Origin of the sequence: Enterovibrio gelatinilyticus, assembly GCF_028683095.1 — a bacterium.
Lineage (GTDB): Bacteria > Pseudomonadota > Gammaproteobacteria > Enterobacterales > Vibrionaceae > Enterovibrio > Enterovibrio gelatinilyticus.
This window is the reverse complement of sequence record NZ_JAJUBC010000029.1, coordinates 22735-38326: the sequence shown is the minus strand read 5'-3', so window position 1 is coordinate 38326 and position 15592 is coordinate 22735. Positions and strand designations below refer to the sequence as shown.

Here is a 15592-nt window from a genome sequence, read left to right as displayed (position 1 = left end):
CTGTGTGGACTATAACCAATCAACCAGAAGATGCTCGGTATTATCCCTTTTTGATGGAGATCACTACATGGGCAAGGGACGTCTAGATCACTACGTCTGTAAGTTTCGCTGAATCCTGCATCTTCAGGATGTTTGAGTATATTACTCTAATCACAAAGCAAAATTTATGCGCAATAAAAAGTTAGGAATTGACGGTACACCGATGATTTACGATGAAACAAACAAACGTGAATTAACAAGCAAATAAGGGAGAATAGTGAAAGGTAAAGAACGTGATAAATGCACAAAAAAGTGCCATCGCAACGCGTGTTTCTAGTAACAATTATTTCGACTGCGCATAGCCGCCTAACACATTATCGCAACGCCAATCGCCATACCACTCAGCTAATTCATTCAGCGTTTTGGGACGACAAATTAGAAAGCCCTGGATCAGCATCGACGGATAGTTCTCGATGAGGTACTTCAATTCTTCCTCTTTTTCTACACCTTCAGCGACGATGACACAATCTGATTGGACGGTAAAATCCACTAATGAACGAACAATGGTTTGACCAAAATGATCCAGATGAATATTAGTAATTAGCGATCTATCAATTTTGACTTCCGTAAAAGGTAAATTCCGTAAATGGAGGAAATTGGCGTATCCCGTGCCAAAGTCATCCAGCGAAACACCATATCCTTGCATGCGAAGTCGGTTGAGAGACTCAAGCTGCTCAGGAGATTGCAAGGAACTCTCCTCGGTTATTTCTAATGTGACACGAGAGTTAGAAACGCTTTTCGCCTTAAACAGCGCCCCCAGTCGATTGGGAATGCTCAAATCGTCCAATTGCGTCGCAGAAAGATTAATCCCGACGCTAACTTCACCACCAAATATTGATGACAACTCATCTATTTCCAGTGCGGTCCGTTCAGCGATTGAGGCAGTAAGCAGATCAATGAGCCCGTACTGAACAGCAGTACTAATAAAACAGCATGGATTGATACAGTATGGCGACTCAGGAAATACAATACGCGCAAGCACCTCCAAACTTTCAACCTTCTTGGTCAGAAAATTCACTTTTGGTTGGTAGTAAGGAACAACATGACCGCAAATAATGTGTTCAATAAGTTCGTCTTTTGGCATGAGTTCAATTTGATTTAATTTGACGTCGCTCTTGGTATCTGCCTTTTTTAATACTCTCTCTAACGCATATAAAGTTATCGGCTTTGGGATGCTCCCTAGAAGGTTTATCCACTGAAGTTTTGCAATCTCTGCAGCCAACTCCGTCACACGGTTTTCAAGATCTGATATAATGCAAACTGCGCCGCGGTATTTCATTTTTCCCAATTCGCGAATAACGCACATTCCATCAATATCGACCATACCTAAGTTTGTGAATACAACATCATATCGCGCGATTTCATAATTAATTTCTTTGAGGGCCAATTGAGGGCTAGAAAAACAACTCACTTTTTCATAGCCAAGACGATTCAACATGCTACGAATTAGCATCAGCACAGACTCAGAGTCATCAATCACAGCGATAGTCTTTGTGTTACTCACATGGTTCACCAACCCAACGTCCCTATAAAATCTTTTAAGTTCTGAGTTTCTCATTAAGAATCGACAAATAAAGTCACTGTATTGACATTTATTCTATATCAGACTTTTCGCATGCTCCCATAAATTATTAGCTGAGATCCACTAATTGGGCAAAAAATTTACATCTATTTGTCTTATAAAGTAGAGAGTATGAATGCAATCACACTTAACTAGATGAAAAATATAAATTAATAATATTAATATGATACCAGTATTATATGATGGTAAATCAGACACTGCTTTCACAAACAGTTAAAATCGTGAAAAAAGCACCGTCAAATAATAACCATCACTCTCAATTAATAATTTAGTTAACAGTAATGTTGCAGTTATTTTATATAAAGAATGAAAGCATATGTTACCAAGTCAATCGATTACATATCGAGACCTTGCAATGGCTACTTTTGATTTGAGTCAAATCCCTCAAGATTAATTGCAGTCTCTCTCATTTTTTTGGTTGTACCGCTTCCAACTTATACTCAGCAGCCTGAAGATACTTGGGTGTAGGCGAGTTTGAAATATGAAACACTACACATATGCAATCCTGCACTAAATGCCCGACAACTCTGATCAAAGAAGCGCTTTTGTCCCACTCTGACAACGGCGAAAATTCCAGCTCAACATCTGCATTAATCTAGCGAGAGAAATCCTTCAATCACAGCTAATAAGTGTCGATGCTGGGTCGTCGCGGTGCTGATGGCAATCACAATCAAGGTCACACCTTGATGTTAGTTTCTTGAAGAAGTACTTCTTCAATACCCGCAATCATGCCCTTCACACTAGCAAGTAGCTGGTTAACCTTTATCACGTCAGCCTTACATGCTTCCATTTCCTGAAAGCATACACTCAAAGGCAGCGCGCCACTCGATGCAGCTGAACCTTTAATACCATGAGCAAGCACACCAATCTGCTCAGTATCCTTCTCCGATATCGCGTTTTCCAATAAAACCAGATCAGACATTAGTGATTCCCAGAAAATGCTTAGAACGGCATCGATCATCTTCTTATCACCCGTACCGATCACGTTTTGTAAATGTTCGAAATCAATGAGTTCGGCCTCTATATTTGTCTCTGGTATTGAAGACCGTGGTGGTAAATTCTCATGTGAAGCAAACGTTCTCATTGGGTGATTTCTGATATTTGCGGCTAACACCGAGCGTAGCTTTTCAAGCTCAACAGGTTTAGCAATATAGTCATCCATTCCCGCTTGCTCACAGTTTTCTTCCTCCCCAACCAAAGCGTTTGCCGTTATCGCGATCATCAACGTCTTATGGTGTTTGTCAGCCTCCAAGCGGCGGATCTCAGCCACCAGCTCAAATCCATCCATTTCCGGCATGTGACAGTCAGTCAAAACAATGGGGTACTGACCCGACTTCCACGCTGCCAATGCCTCAACACCATTTGAGGTCATTTCATAGCGATAACCGAGACTGGTCAATTGGCGCTCCAACACCATGCGATTTGTCGGCTGATCTTCCGCACACAGAATGACAATATTGTCTTTATCAATATCGTAGTCTTCAGTGTTATTGCTCGAATGGCGTAACAGAGTATGTTCCACAGTCTTGCTGTCAGGTTCTCTAAACCCGCATAGCACTGCGGCAGCAACAATCATTTCACTGGGATTAAGTGGCCTACTACCTAAGTAATAAAGCTGAGGGGTAACACTGCCTGATACGTCAGACTGTTCAGCGTCTAAAACTATATTTTTTAGCGTTAGATCATGGATATTCATTGGCTCGTTTAAGGTAACAACAATGACACGGCTATGATTATCCAGTGAGTGAGGCATCTTTCTTATCACCCGTTTTGGCTGACACTGAGAGATAATATGCGAGCACATTTCGAATATGTCGCTGTCTTTAACCATCACTACAAATGTGTAATCGCTAAAGTCATAATCACGTAACAAGGTGTCGTCAAACTCACTGTGGTTTAAAGGTAGCGTAATGGTGAATGTGCTACCTAAGCTTGGTTGGCTGGTAACAGCAATCTGCCCTTTCATCATCTCCACAAATGATTTGCTAATACTCAATCCAAGTCCTGTACCGCCAAACTTCCGGGTGGTCGAATTATCAGCCTGTGTGAATGGTTTGAAGAGCTTACTAATTTTCTCAGGTGTCATGCCAACACCATCATCGGCAATAGAAATACGTAACGACGTATTCTCTTCAATGTATTCCGTAGACACTGTGACTGAAGCTTCCCGTTCGGGCTTATGTGAAAACTTGATCGCGTTGCCCACTAAATTCAGTAACACCTGCCGAATACGGATCGAATCCATTTTTATCAACGCTGGTATACGAAAATCATGCCGAATTTGCAGTGTGACACCTTTTGCTTGGGCGCTGACTCTGAGCAGATCTAAGGTCTTTTCGATCACATTGAGGAGATCAGTATCTCGGTACTCTAATGCCATTTGGCCAGACTCAATTTTCGAGAAATCGAGCACATCATTGATAATATCTAACAGTGAAAACGAGGAATCCCGAATGGTGGTGGTCATGCGCTGCTGTTCTTGCGTCAACTCACTTTCTCGTAGCAAGTCAATCATGCCAATAACTCCGTTCATCGGGGTACGGATTTCATGGCTCATAATGGCAAGAAACCGAGATTTCGCTTCACTTGCCTGCAAGGCTGTTTGGGATTCCTGCTCTAATTTCTTCTGAAGAATACGTTCATCCGTAATGTCGAGGTTAATACCGAATAATGTATATTGCTCACTGTTCGGATTGCGGTGTACATCGCCTGCGGCTTTTATCCACCTCACTTCACCAGTAAATCCATGAATAATTCGAAACTCTGCGTTAAACAAAGTATTGGCTTCAAGCGCGTTACCGACTTCTTTTTCGGCATATTCAACGTCATCTGGGTGAACCGATGACCGCCAATCCTCATACGTTAAAGGCTTGGAGTCTGACAAACCATAAAGATCAAACATGGCCTTGTCCCATCGCAGTTCACCGGAGTTAATATCCAATGACCAATTACAAATCCCCCCCGCGTTCGACGCTAATTTCATCCCACGGAGTAGCTCATCTCGCGTCTCTTGGGCTCGAACTAACTCCAATTCGGCTTCTTTACGCGCAGTATTGTCTTCCAATAAGTTAATGACAAATTTAGGCTGACCGTGGTCATCCGAGACAACCGAAGCCGACGCATTCAACCAAAACTCGTCACCGTGGAACATGTCGATGTTCGAACCGATGATATCATTGGCTGCGTATCCTGATAGTCTTTCAAATGCTTGGTTGACATAGATTATCGGTTTTTTTATTTGACGAGCATCGCTGACAATAATACCCGTGGCGGAAAATTCGATGGCGTGGTGTTGAATATCCTGCAGAAATTTCTGGTCATCATTGAGAGGACTGTGACGTTCCGATTCCACAATACGCTGGGCCAGGGCGAATGCCATTAACGTACAGAGTAATACAAGTGCAACCAGCATCACTGTTTGAAGTGTTTCTATTCCCATCAAGATCATACTGCCCACAATGCCAGTGATCATCACACCAAAGAGAAAGAAAATCGCAGGGAGTTTTGTCGTCAGCTTCATGTCTTTATTCTTTTCCAAGGCCATCAGTGATGTATCACCAAGGCCAAAATATGCGGACAAGGACTCAGGTTGTTTGGGTATAGAGCAAAACATGCCCTGCCGTTAAGTCACCCCCTACATCGGCTTAACAAATCTTATACAACCCATATCATATGTATATTTCTTCACTGTAAGGTTAGCTGAACATTGAAAGTTCATGATCAGAACCACCTATTTGGGATGGGTTTGCAAGGTTACGTTCGAAGCTAAGGAAAGTTGAAAGGCGTGATCGGTGATGATGAGAAGCGAATGGTCGACATATATGCTGCGCTTCGACTCTTGGAATTGTCACTGTCAGACATAATCGACACTGCGCTCAAGGTTCGATAATTCTCGCCATAAAGACGCTGAAAGTCTTCACGCACATTACGGCTAACGTACTGCCACTCTCCTTTTTCAACACCGCCGTTTGCCGCTAACATTTTGAACGAACGCGGAGAAAAGGGATTACCCCAAAAACTGTTGCGCGTTTTATTCGCTGACCAGACATAGATGATGGTTTCTAATGAGGAATAAATTTCATTCCATCTCCGTTGCACTAACCGTCGTGCTAATCGATGTGAAAACCGTTGTACTAGTCTTTGTGAAAACCGTTGTACTAAACTTTGTGAAATCCATTGTACGAACGTCGGTCATCACCAACCGCAGAGTTTCTTTCTGCTAGCGTCTATTTCGCAAGAACTCCCACCCTTGATACGAAGACAGTACTCTCAATTGCATACTCTAGAATCCTATACAGGCCGCAAGGGGTTCATCATGATCAATCAACCTAGACTCAAACCTAGCGCACTCACCAACAAATATGAACTTACGAAGGATTTCGGGATCACTGTTAATGGGGTCAATATCCTTGTCCCGCAGTACTTTCGCTATGACGGCGCCACTATTCCATCTGCGGCTTGGCAAATCACTTTCACTCCCTTTCATCCGGACATTATGATGCCTGCATTGGTTCACGACTGGTTGTTTTACAACCATCAAGTTTCTCGCAAAGAAGCAGATAGCATTCTCTATACGCTGCTTTGCCAAAATGGCGTCGATAACCTTCGGGCTAACATGATCTGGAGTGCAGTGAGGGCTGGAGGGCGATTTTTTTGGGACAATGACGAGGATGATAAAGCCTATTTAAGAACACTCTACGAACTGGTTAAAAACAAAAAAAATGTCAGTAAGTACTGCTTTCCTAAAGAAATCATCGACGCTAAGTAACGCCAACTATCAGATTGGAAAGAACGTCATTGAGGCCATGCCATGCACAACCTGATTGATGGTGCGATTGGTACTATCGGCGACCATTGTCGCCATCATGTCTTGTATCACGATCATCTGACCGAGGACGCGTTCATAGCTGTAATTCGGTGTACCATCAACGGCGATGCCATTGCTTAACAGCATGAGCTCGCCATTGATATTTTTGCGGGTGTTAAGTAACCATGCAACGGTTTCGAGGTTGCGAGCGCTGTTATAGAGTTTTTGCTGGTCTATATCGTCAAGCAAATAGAATTCAAGTTGGTTGTTATAGCTGCTGCTTATCATGCCGGTGATCCCCACCATCATGGCAAACACGCGGTCGCCGTTAAACGTCTCTGAGAAAGCAAGATGCAAGGCGTTAATCCCATCCACGCCACCCAGTTCCACGTAGCCATTTTGCGGTCGCTTGACCGTCATGAAAGATTCGAGCCGATCATTGACCGTCATGTCGCTGACTTTGGCGAGTTCTCTTGGATTTCGTTTGTAGAGCTTGATCGTAAGTTCTTGCACTAAATCGCGGATTTCCATGATATGAATATCCGTGATCAAATCCATGTCCGATTTGGCGAGATTTTTAAATTCAAAAGGACGACTGGTACTGCTACAAGCACTTAAGACCATAACCAATGCCGTACACAACCATAGGCGACGTATCATTTTTACCTCATGTCTATCGAGTCCTAAAAAAGTGTAGGTGGCAGTATTACCGTTTGGGAAGCGTGCGACATGGGGTATGAGGGTTAAATCTATAAAATCACGATATTGTGACTCGCCATACCATCCTATAAAATCGCGCCAATCAAATTATTCTCCCAAGGCAAACCATGAATAAAAGTTTTCTGACCAATGCCATTGCAGTCGCTGTTTTCGCTGCAGGCTACTTCCTTGACCAACCTATCGCACTTTATGGCGGTCTATTCGCGCTGTCCGGCTCACTGACCAACTTACTTGCGGTACATATGCTGTTTGAGAAAGTGCCGGGGCTTTATGGCTCAGGTGTCATTCAGGCGCGTTTTGAAGCTTTCAAACTAGGCATTCGCTCACTCATGATGGATCAGTTCTTTACCAAGGAGAATATTGACCGCTTCTTGAACAAAGAGATGTCAGACGGGGCAAACCTCAACCTCGATCCCGTGATCGAAAAGATTGATTTTAACCCAACGTTTGATGGCTTAGTGGATGTGATCAACAACAGTCAATTTGGCGGTATGCTGATGATGTTTGGTGGCGCAGAAGCCCTAACACCGCTTCGTGAGCCTTTCGTGGAAAAGATGCGCGAATCTGTCATCGAGATTACTCAGCAGGACAACTTCCGTGCAGCCCTGAAAAGCCAAATCGAACAACCTGAAATGCTAGGCGATATCACAGCAAACATTGAAACCGTGATTGAACAACGCCTCGACGAGCTAACACCAAACATGGTCAAAGATATCGTTCAAAAGATGATCCGCAAACATCTCGGTTGGCTAGTGGTATGGGGTGGGGTATTTGGTGGTCTGATCGGCGTAGTCTCCGCGCTAATTGCAGGCTAGTTGACGCAATTAACAAAGTCACTGATAACATAGCCACTAAAAAAATAGTCACCTAAAACCTAGTCAGCAAAACGTTCAACATATCACGGCACCTTAGGGTGCCGTTTTTTGTGGCACTAACATCTCTTAGGCACAAGTCACAAATACATGATCTAATTATGAAATTTCTTTCGCGTGCGCCACAACCTCACTGATTCACTTCTACACTAAATGCATATTCTTTTGTCGCGAAATTGCGACACTATAACTGTCTTTCACACGAGGTGAATTTATGGCCAAAATAAGGACTTACACGTTAGCGTCTGCGCTTATCGGTGCGCTGTTTGCATCTTCTGCTTCAGCATTGGTGTTACCACTTTCCGTTGGTGCAGATGCGGGTGTTGCCAATGTGAAGTACAAAGGCCGCAGCGCGACGGGCTTTTTCTGGTCTGTCACGGGCAACCTTAAACTCACCAGTATGACCAGTATTTATTCAGGCTACGGTGAAACCACCGCTGATATTCCTGATGAAAGTGGCATCGACCAAAGTTTCACGTCAGTCTCTGTGCCGCTCGCTTTACAAGTGCGTGTGCCTATTGTGCTCGGTGATGTTTACGTTCGCGGTGGCGCTAACTATTACGAAAACACTTATGGCACTGAAGTGGAAGATGGCTATGGTTTACTCGGCGCTGTTGGGTTGAGCTTAGCGCCTGCGATTGGTCCAGGTATGGCCATAGAAGTGGGATATCAAGATCGCGGCAACGCCGAAACTGGCACTGTCTCTATTGGTGCACGTCTAAATTTCTAAGTGCTTCAACGTCACTCGTAACGCGAAGTGTCAGGTCAGAGAATAACGATACCCACTCTCGCGCAACGCGTGTGAATGACAGAATCAAAAACAGCGCTCTCGGCGCTGTTTTTATTTGTGTTATCACATATACCCTTAGAGATTGACGCTAGATTTCACGTTCTCGCTCCCCGCAGTCCAGGCAACTCACTCATCCGCTTTAGTGCGCGCATTACTTCGAAGCATTATGAATCGCAAGGTACGTCTCCGCCTTCTCTTTGCCCATATAGCGCCCTAGCGTCTTGGCTTGAACATTTCGCAAGTCCACCACAATCAAACCATCTAGCGCATTGTTAAACGCGGGGTCGACGTTAAAACATACCAGTTTCCCATTCAATCCCAAGTATTGTCGTAACAATACGGGCACCCCTAAACCGCTACTCATTCGACTGAGTACACGAGAGAGCACTTGCATGTCACCTAGCGCTGTCAGCATAGTGGTATGCCAAGGCACAGGATCAGACGTTTCTAATGGTGTGGTGGGTTTTACCAATTGGGCTTTATCATCATCGTAGTGATGAACGCTGAGGCTTTCTGCCAATAAGCGCCTCGCTTTTATAGGATAATCATTGCTAATGCTGACAGGGCCAAAGAGTGTGGTGATATGCGGATGACGACTTACGTATTCTGCAATGCCCTTCCAAAGCAAAAGAAGTGCCGATAGGCTGCGCTGATACTTTGCATCGATCACCGAACGTCCCATCTCCAAAGACACATTCATGCTGTCCACAAAGCGCTGATCATATTGGAATAGGCTCCGTGAGTACAACCCTTCAATCCCCTGTTTTTTAACTATATTTTGCACTTCCCCTAGACGATATGCGCCAACCATACTCTGCGCTTCTCTATCCCAAATAAAGAGGTGCAAATAATAGGTGTCGTATTCATCCAAGTCGCACGCAAGCCCTGTTCCCTCGCCTACAGCACGAAAGTTGGCTTCACGCATTCGACCGATTTCTTTGAGTATACGAGGAATGTGTTCGCTGGTTGTGCAGTACACATCAAATTCGCCGGAGGACAGTAATTTGGCATCATCTGGCAAATGTCTGATTTCCTCTTCAATGACATCAACACCTAGCGCATCAATAATCGGCTCTGCATCATGAATATCAGAAGGGGCTTCGAGGGCTTTGTCCTGATGTAACAGGTAGGTATTCAGTCGTAAGTAGTTAACGAGGCTATCGTCGCTTTCAAAGCCGCGACACTCTTTCCACTTAATGGGCTCGCCAATCGTTAAGGAAATGGGTTGCCCACGTTTATTAAGCAACTCTCTTCCTAACAGCACGGTACGAAGCAGTGGATGAATGACACCCGCACGATAGAATTTTCGACTGTTCCGCCCACCAATGAATATCGGCAGGGCTGTCGCTTTGTGCTTTCTGACAATAGCGGCCACAGAGCGACTCCACGCTTTGTCACTCAACACACCATTTTCGTCAAACGTCGAGACTTCACCCGCAGGAAAAACCAACAACAGGCCACCATCACTGACGTGTTGATGTGCTTCACGCAACGCGCGCATGTTAGCGCGCCTAGCACTTTCACCTTCAAATACATCAACACCAATGAACAAGTCACTCAGTTCAGGAATGCGTTTAAGGTAATAGTTTGCTAGCACTTTGACATCAGGCCGCACTTCACGCAGCACTTTGGCTAAAATGACCCCTTCTACGCCCCCCAACGGATGATTCGCGACAACCACGGTACTTCCTGATATCGGAATATGACCGATGTCCTGCGAAGAAACGTGATAGTCAATGCCCAACACATCGAGGGTATAGGTAAGAAAATTGTCAGTATCAATACCTTCAGGGCGGAGGCGGTAATACTTGTCTAGGGTACGAAGGCCAGTCATTGATTCCAGCGTTTTTTCGACCATGCCAAAAGGCGTTTTTCTTGGTAACAGAAAAGGACTTGTATTCATTCTCTCTCCCTAATGAAACGCAATATGGTGGCACTGCATTTCTTTGCTATTCGCCTATTGGCAAAGTGATAGTGATAAGTCCCTAACAGCTACTCATTCAACGACTCAGAAACGTGCTTACGCGTTGATGGGAATTAACGTTTTGCCCAATTTTTATCGCCAGTCTCAATGAAACCTTCGATATCTTGATTCCAGGTCTCAAACGTCTCTTCGTTGTAATTGAGGTAAAGTTTGTTATCTACCACTTTCCAAAGCATTGGATCTCCCGGAGCTAGTGCGTCATTCGCGGCAATGGCCCACGAACAATGACCACCGTATTGCGGGGCATACTGCGCGGGATTTGCCAAAAACTTGTCAAGGTTAGCTTGGTTAGCAAATTTCCAAGTCACGCCATCGTGTTCAGTCTTAAACGTCGAACTTCCTTCTGTTGGCGTACCATCAAAAAATGAGACGGTGTCGTAACCACTCACCGCGTCATTGCCAAAAAAGCCTGTATAAATTTCTTTTGCTGCAAACACGTTCGTCGAAAAAATCAGAGCAAACATAGACAATAAAAATGATTTCATAGATATCTTCCCTAATTAACGTTTTGCCCAGTTCAAATCACCCTGAACAATGAAGCCGGGAATATCTTTTTCCCATTTGTTCTTTATCGATTTGTCGTAGTTGAGGTACAACTTACCATCAACAATATCCCAGTAAGCTGGGTCGCCCGGTGCTAGATCATCTTTCTCGGCAATGGCCCACGCACAGTAACCGCCGTATTGCGGTGCATACTGTTCTGGATCTGCTAAAAACTTGTCGAGGTTAGCTTGACTTGAAAACAGCCACTCAGCGCCTTTGTAATCTGTTTTGAATTTAGATGAACCTTTTACAGGGCCACCTTCAAAGTAAGAAACGGTGTCGTAGCCACTTAACGCCTTACTGCTAAAAAAGCCTGTGTATACTTCATCAGCAGCGAAGGTGGCTGCCGAAAAAAACAGTGAAATCAGTAATAATATCCGAGACATATCATCTCTCCATGTTATGTATTGATGGCTTGGTATATATGACCGAGCTACACCTGTTTCCTTTCAGAATTTTCATCAAAACTCTCATCAAGTTTTCACCGATATCTCATCTGTCATTGTGTTAATCACTCGCAGCCAGTCGCAACGATAACGATTGCCGCCCAAGCAATGTCCTTACAGCCTCCCCCTTTTGACAAGGGGGCCCATCGACATAAATCATTTCGACGTGCTCAGGCGTCACTTTCAGGTGAGTAAAACTCACTGTGTTCGCATCGTCCCGATGCATACAAACCGATTTATAACCAGCCTCGGGGACATGACTCCGATGAAACTCCCACGCTTTTTCGATGGTACGTGGCTCGGTCATAATGATGTTATGTGCCTGTCGACGAGCTTGCATCACTTCAGTAAACGCAACAGACGAAGAAATCATAGGTTCAATACTTGGTCTTTGCGTAAGCACGTGACCGTCCCACTGAAAAGCAATGACATGACCATGAGTCGAAGAAAGGTCAGGCGCAAATACCAAAAGCGTGAAAGGCGCATAGGATCCCAGATGAAGATTATTCAAAGTGGAAACCACATCAGAAACCATCAATGACGGCGCGAGCATTTTGACCAATAAGCCGCGGCTAATTAACGGTAATTCAGGAATGTCGCCTTGGTAATAATTCAACAGACAGAGTGACAAACCATTGTGATTGGTCGCCATCCATGTACCGCCTCCATCGGGGTCAACAGGCATCAAGAACGATGTATTACCCTGTGACAACAACTGGGGTGGATGCGCGATCGCCCGCCCCTTCTGCTCATCTCTATTGAAGAAGACGTCGTAACCCGATTCATGCAATAACCAGCTAACTGTGCACATTTAATCGCCCTCTCGATAATACGTTGCCGTCGCAGCTGCCATCCCAAACGTCTCAGCGCTCGATATTCCTTGAGCGCACAAACTCACACGGATCAAAGCAAAGTGATGCACCGCATGGCTGGCAACGAAAGAGAGTTCACGCCCAAGGGTGGAATGGGTCACTGACGCGACATGATGCGTCAAGCTCACTTCGCCACTGACATTGACGAGTGAGAGCAAGTCATCCTCACTCAATGCATCAAGCCAGTCACAAAGCGAAATCCACTCGGCTATGGCAATCGCTTTCTCTTTTTCAACAGGGTGTGCGCGTCGACGAACATCGTAATCAATAAAATCGGACCTAGGGTAAACCGTAATGGCATGAAAAACATCGAGGATATGGCGCATATGCTGGCCAATACTGCTCTGCAGATATGGTGCTGCGACATGGTTATATTGCGCATCAGAAAGTTGATGTAACAGTTCTAAAGATTGCGCCGCGACATCCATTCCACCAATCACTTCAGCAGGCGACGTGGAACAAGAACCTAAATTGGACTTCATCACGACATCCTTTGCTAACATGCTTTCCCCTTCATCTTTAAAACACAAATTGGATTGATTCATTATTGTTTCGCGCATCACTTCGTTCAGTCTGTTGACGGGTAATGACGCACCAAGGCTTTTTCCCGTTGCCATGCCTTGTAAAGCTCACCCAGTGTTGGCACTTTATGCCCCGATTTACGCTGTAAATCGCCAATTTCAAACAGGATCCGATACTGCTCGAGTAGGGTTGAGAAAGCCTCTTTCAAGGAGGCTTCTCTATCCCAAATATGTGCGGCTTCACTGCTTGCTCCATTGACTTCGATGAGCGCAAAATCGTCACCACGCATTAGGCTTTCAATATCACGAAACTTGAGGTCTATCCGTCCGTAGTGAAACCCGGGAAAGTCATCAAAAATTTCATCTAAACGCGCCACCAGCGCATCAGTAATAAATTCACAGCCATTTCTAAATATAGCGCCTCGGCTATGACTCCCTGCGAACGCCAACCTAAATGTTTCGCCTTCAGCCAGCACAAGATTCAGTTTGTCTTCATGGCGGTCACGATATAAATGGCGCACTTTGCTGGCACGGGGATCATCATCAATAAGCTCTGCTAACGTGCGTTGACCATCTCCGACAACGAAAGGGTTATATTTCAGCGTTAACGAAAATATCCGCCCTCGTTTTTCCTCGGGATAACGCACGTAAAACACACCAGCTTCCGCGTTATATGGCGCTTTTTGTTGCAGCATTAAGCGCGCGCCATCAGGAAACAGACGTAAGTAGTCTTCCAGCTCTGCTTTGTTTTCCACCAGCCGCACACCCGCACCACGGCAACCCAGATCAGGCTTCGCGACGACAGGAAAACCCAAGCCCGCATCGTGCAGAGCAGAAAGAGCTTGGTGAGCTTGAGATTCCGCCGACGTGGTATTCTTTTCCCACATAACATAAGGCAGAATCCAAGGTTTGGCGCGTTCACCGGCAAGAGACAAAATGGCGTCTTTTGACTCGCCAACCATGCCACTAAGTTCAATGCCAGGGTTCGCTATCAGTGGCAAGCTCGCACTGCGATATTTAATGCCATACCAAATCCACTGCACCGCTACAGGTGCATAAAATATCCATCCAGGCCAAAACTCAAAGGCAGACACAGCTTTGCCTTTCATGTTGAGCGGTGGCATTCCATGGTTAATGGGCAGTGCGGGATTTGTCTTCTCGTCCACCAGTTTTAATCTGTGCAAACTGCTTTCTCCTTAAGCTTGTTTCCAGCAAAACGGTTAACGCCGTACAACAGAATCAGTACGACCGGAATCAGTCCCCAACTTAGATTGCTATGGATCCATTCAATTTCGCCCAGTTGGTACACCAAGGTGAACACCACAGCTGTCCACAATGCCGTTGCGAGCAGTACCGCGGGCAAAAAAGCACGCAATCCTACGCGGAAAAAGCCGCTTAAGCAGAAACCCACAAAACGCAGTCCGGGGACAAAGCGAATAAGGAAAAGATTGCTGACGGGATTAGCTCGCAGTTTTTTGCGGATCAAACGCACGCTGGGTTTCGTGAGCAACAAGCCACGCAACCGACGCCATTTTCTTGCCCATACACCCAGTGCATAAAGACCCACATCGCCGCTCGCGATTCCTACAAAAATGGATAACAACGCCATTGGAACCGTCATAACACCTTGAGCCGCTGCCACACTCGCAGTAATAATCGCGAGATCTTCAAGCAAGTACGACAACAAAATCACCGCGAAAAAAAGGGTCAACGGCGAATATTGCAAAAGGGTTATTGTTACGTCATTCAAAATGTTGCCCTGTTCGGCTGCTTATCTCTTAGAGAGTAGACAGGTTAAAAAGCAATTCGCTTTCAGATTGCTCATAAACTCTTTAAATTCACAAAAATAGGACACTGAACACGCCAAATTTGTACCATGCACTCACTATTGCAAATGTCTTATTCTCTAAACTTTGGAAGAGTTGCGTTGCTGAATGATCGTGACACACTGATGCGTAAATTTAATGAACGAGCAAACACACCATGACTAAAACAACATCTCCTTTTCTCCGGTTGCAAAACGAAATGACCGAATTCGCCAAAGCTCGTGACTGGGAGCAATTTCACAATCCGAAGAATCTTGTCATGGCACTGAGTGGTGAGGTAGGGGAACTCGCAGAATTGTTTCAATGGCTGACACCAGAGCAAGCGGCAAATTTCCCTGCCGACAAAAAAGAAGCGCTAGCTCACGAGCTGGCAGATATTCAACTTTATCTGCTTCGCATCGCTGATAAGTGCCACGTTAATCTTGAAGATGCCTGCGACAAAAAACTCGCACTAAACAATGAGAAGTACCCCGTCGATAAATGCTACGGACGCGCAGTCAAATACAACGAGCTATAAATATTCACGACATATCTCACCCATCGTCACCCATCACCCGCACACAGATTGATGCCAACGGTCTTCGCTGGCA

15 protein-coding genes are annotated in these 15592 nt (G+C 45.1%); 4 read left to right on the top strand and 11 right to left on the bottom strand.

What is annotated here, in order from left to right:
* Positions 1-322: 322 nt before the first annotated feature.
* The 3 genes from LRP50_RS20125 to LRP50_RS20115 all read right to left on the bottom strand — a co-directional run bounded on the left by LRP50_RS20125 (position 323) and on the right by LRP50_RS20115 (position 5794).
* Positions 323-1519, bottom strand: a complete 1197-nt coding sequence (locus LRP50_RS20125) for an EAL domain-containing response regulator (protein WP_274166238.1) — start codon at positions 1517-1519, stop codon at positions 323-325.
* A 778-nt stretch (positions 1520-2297) separates the two neighbouring features.
* Entirely contained in the window at positions 2298-5141 is a 2844-nt protein-coding gene (locus LRP50_RS20120) for an ATP-binding protein (protein ID WP_274166237.1), read from the bottom strand.
* Positions 5142-5386: 245 nt separating this feature from the next.
* Positions 5387-5794 (bottom strand): DUF3047 domain-containing protein, encoded by a 408-nt coding sequence (locus tag LRP50_RS20115; protein WP_274166273.1) that lies wholly within the window; start codon positions 5792-5794, stop codon positions 5387-5389.
* A 142-nt stretch (positions 5795-5936) separates the two neighbouring features.
* On the opposite strand from LRP50_RS20115, the gene LRP50_RS20110 reads away from it, so the two are divergent.
* Positions 5937-6389 carry a DUF1353 domain-containing protein gene (locus LRP50_RS20110; protein WP_274166236.1) on the top strand — a complete coding sequence of 151 codons (453 nt, stop codon included), beginning with the start codon at positions 5937-5939 and terminating at the stop codon, positions 6387-6389.
* 9 nt (positions 6390-6398) lie between these two features.
* On the opposite strand, the gene LRP50_RS20105 is transcribed toward LRP50_RS20110, so the two are convergent.
* Positions 6399-7088, bottom strand: coding sequence for a hypothetical protein (locus LRP50_RS20105; RefSeq protein ID WP_274166235.1), 690 nt, complete (start codon positions 7086-7088; stop codon positions 6399-6401).
* Positions 7089-7255: 167 nt separating this feature from the next.
* Between LRP50_RS20105 and LRP50_RS20100 the strand changes: the two genes are divergently transcribed.
* Both LRP50_RS20100 and LRP50_RS20095 read left to right on the top strand, forming a co-directional pair.
* Positions 7256-7963, top strand: coding sequence for a DUF445 domain-containing protein (locus LRP50_RS20100; protein ID WP_274166234.1), 708 nt, complete (start codon positions 7256-7258; stop codon positions 7961-7963).
* A 271-nt stretch (positions 7964-8234) separates the two neighbouring features.
* Positions 8235-8750 (top strand): outer membrane beta-barrel protein, encoded by a 516-nt coding sequence (locus LRP50_RS20095; protein WP_274166233.1) that lies wholly within the window; start codon positions 8235-8237, stop codon positions 8748-8750.
* Positions 8751-8961: 211 nt separating this feature from the next.
* On the opposite strand, the gene LRP50_RS20090 is transcribed toward LRP50_RS20095, so the two are convergent.
* The 7 genes from LRP50_RS20090 to LRP50_RS20060 form a co-directional block, all read right to left on the bottom strand.
* Positions 8962-10713 (bottom strand): lysophospholipid acyltransferase family protein, encoded by a 1752-nt coding sequence (locus LRP50_RS20090; RefSeq protein WP_274166232.1) that lies wholly within the window; start codon positions 10711-10713, stop codon positions 8962-8964.
* Between the two features lie 134 nt (positions 10714-10847).
* The gene (locus tag LRP50_RS20085) at positions 10848-11279 is read right to left on the bottom strand and encodes a YHS domain-containing (seleno)protein (protein WP_274166231.1); all 432 of its coding nucleotides are present in this window, start codon (positions 11277-11279) and stop codon (positions 10848-10850) included.
* 15 nt (positions 11280-11294) lie between these two features.
* A complete protein-coding gene (locus tag LRP50_RS20080) occupies positions 11295-11723 on the bottom strand; it encodes a YHS domain-containing (seleno)protein (protein WP_274166230.1) in 429 nt (142 codons plus the stop codon).
* A gap of 121 nt (positions 11724-11844) precedes the next feature.
* The gene (locus LRP50_RS20075; RefSeq protein ID WP_274166229.1) at positions 11845-12594 is read right to left on the bottom strand and encodes an NRDE family protein; all 750 of its coding nucleotides are present in this window, start codon (positions 12592-12594) and stop codon (positions 11845-11847) included.
* Positions 12595-13158 (bottom strand): DinB family protein, encoded by a 564-nt coding sequence (locus LRP50_RS20070; protein ID WP_274166228.1) that lies wholly within the window; start codon positions 13156-13158, stop codon positions 12595-12597.
* A 65-nt stretch (positions 13159-13223) separates the two neighbouring features.
* On the bottom strand, positions 13224-14300 hold the full coding sequence (locus tag LRP50_RS20065) for a D-alanine--D-alanine ligase (RefSeq protein ID WP_420791243.1): 1077 nt from the start codon (positions 14298-14300) through the stop codon (positions 13224-13226).
* A gap of 47 nt (positions 14301-14347) precedes the next feature.
* A complete protein-coding gene (locus LRP50_RS20060) occupies positions 14348-14926 on the bottom strand; it encodes a DedA family protein (RefSeq protein WP_274166226.1) in 579 nt (192 codons plus the stop codon).
* 233 nt (positions 14927-15159) lie between these two features.
* Here LRP50_RS20060 and LRP50_RS20055 point away from each other — a divergent pair, with 233 nt between their 5' ends.
* Positions 15160-15519 carry a nucleotide pyrophosphohydrolase gene (locus LRP50_RS20055; RefSeq protein ID WP_274166225.1) on the top strand — a complete coding sequence of 120 codons (360 nt, stop codon included), beginning with the start codon at positions 15160-15162 and terminating at the stop codon, positions 15517-15519.
* Positions 15520-15592: the final 73 nt, after the last annotated feature.

Bases quoted from the DNA above. Each gene is read 5' to 3' on its own strand.
- LRP50_RS20120 (WP_274166237.1), bottom strand. From the start codon at position 5,141: ATGAAGCTGACGACAAAACTCCCTGCGATTTTCTTTCTCTTTGGTGTG.
- LRP50_RS20110 (WP_274166236.1), top strand. From the start codon at position 5,937: ATGATCAATCAACCTAGACTCAAACCTAGCGCACTCACCAACAAATAT.
- LRP50_RS20105 (WP_274166235.1), bottom strand. From the start codon at position 7,088: ATGATACGTCGCCTATGGTTGTGTACGGCATTGGTTATGGTCTTAAGT.
- LRP50_RS20100 (WP_274166234.1), top strand. From the start codon at position 7,256: ATGAATAAAAGTTTTCTGACCAATGCCATTGCAGTCGCTGTTTTCGCT.
- LRP50_RS20095 (WP_274166233.1), top strand. From the start codon at position 8,235: ATGGCCAAAATAAGGACTTACACGTTAGCGTCTGCGCTTATCGGTGCG.
- LRP50_RS20090 (WP_274166232.1), bottom strand. From the start codon at position 10,713: ATGAATACAAGTCCTTTTCTGTTACCAAGAAAAACGCCTTTTGGCATG.
- LRP50_RS20085 (WP_274166231.1), bottom strand. From the start codon at position 11,279: ATGAAATCATTTTTATTGTCTATGTTTGCTCTGATTTTTTCGACGAAC.
- LRP50_RS20080 (WP_274166230.1), bottom strand. From the start codon at position 11,723: ATGTCTCGGATATTATTACTGATTTCACTGTTTTTTTCGGCAGCCACC.
- LRP50_RS20075 (WP_274166229.1), bottom strand. From the start codon at position 12,594: ATGTGCACAGTTAGCTGGTTATTGCATGAATCGGGTTACGACGTCTTC.
- LRP50_RS20070 (WP_274166228.1), bottom strand. From the start codon at position 13,158: ATGTTAGCAAAGGATGTCGTGATGAAGTCCAATTTAGGTTCTTGTTCC.
- LRP50_RS20065 (WP_420791243.1), bottom strand. From the start codon at position 14,300: ATGCCACCGCTCAACATGAAAGGCAAAGCTGTGTCTGCCTTTGAGTTT.
- LRP50_RS20055 (WP_274166225.1), top strand. From the start codon at position 15,160: ATGACTAAAACAACATCTCCTTTTCTCCGGTTGCAAAACGAAATGACC.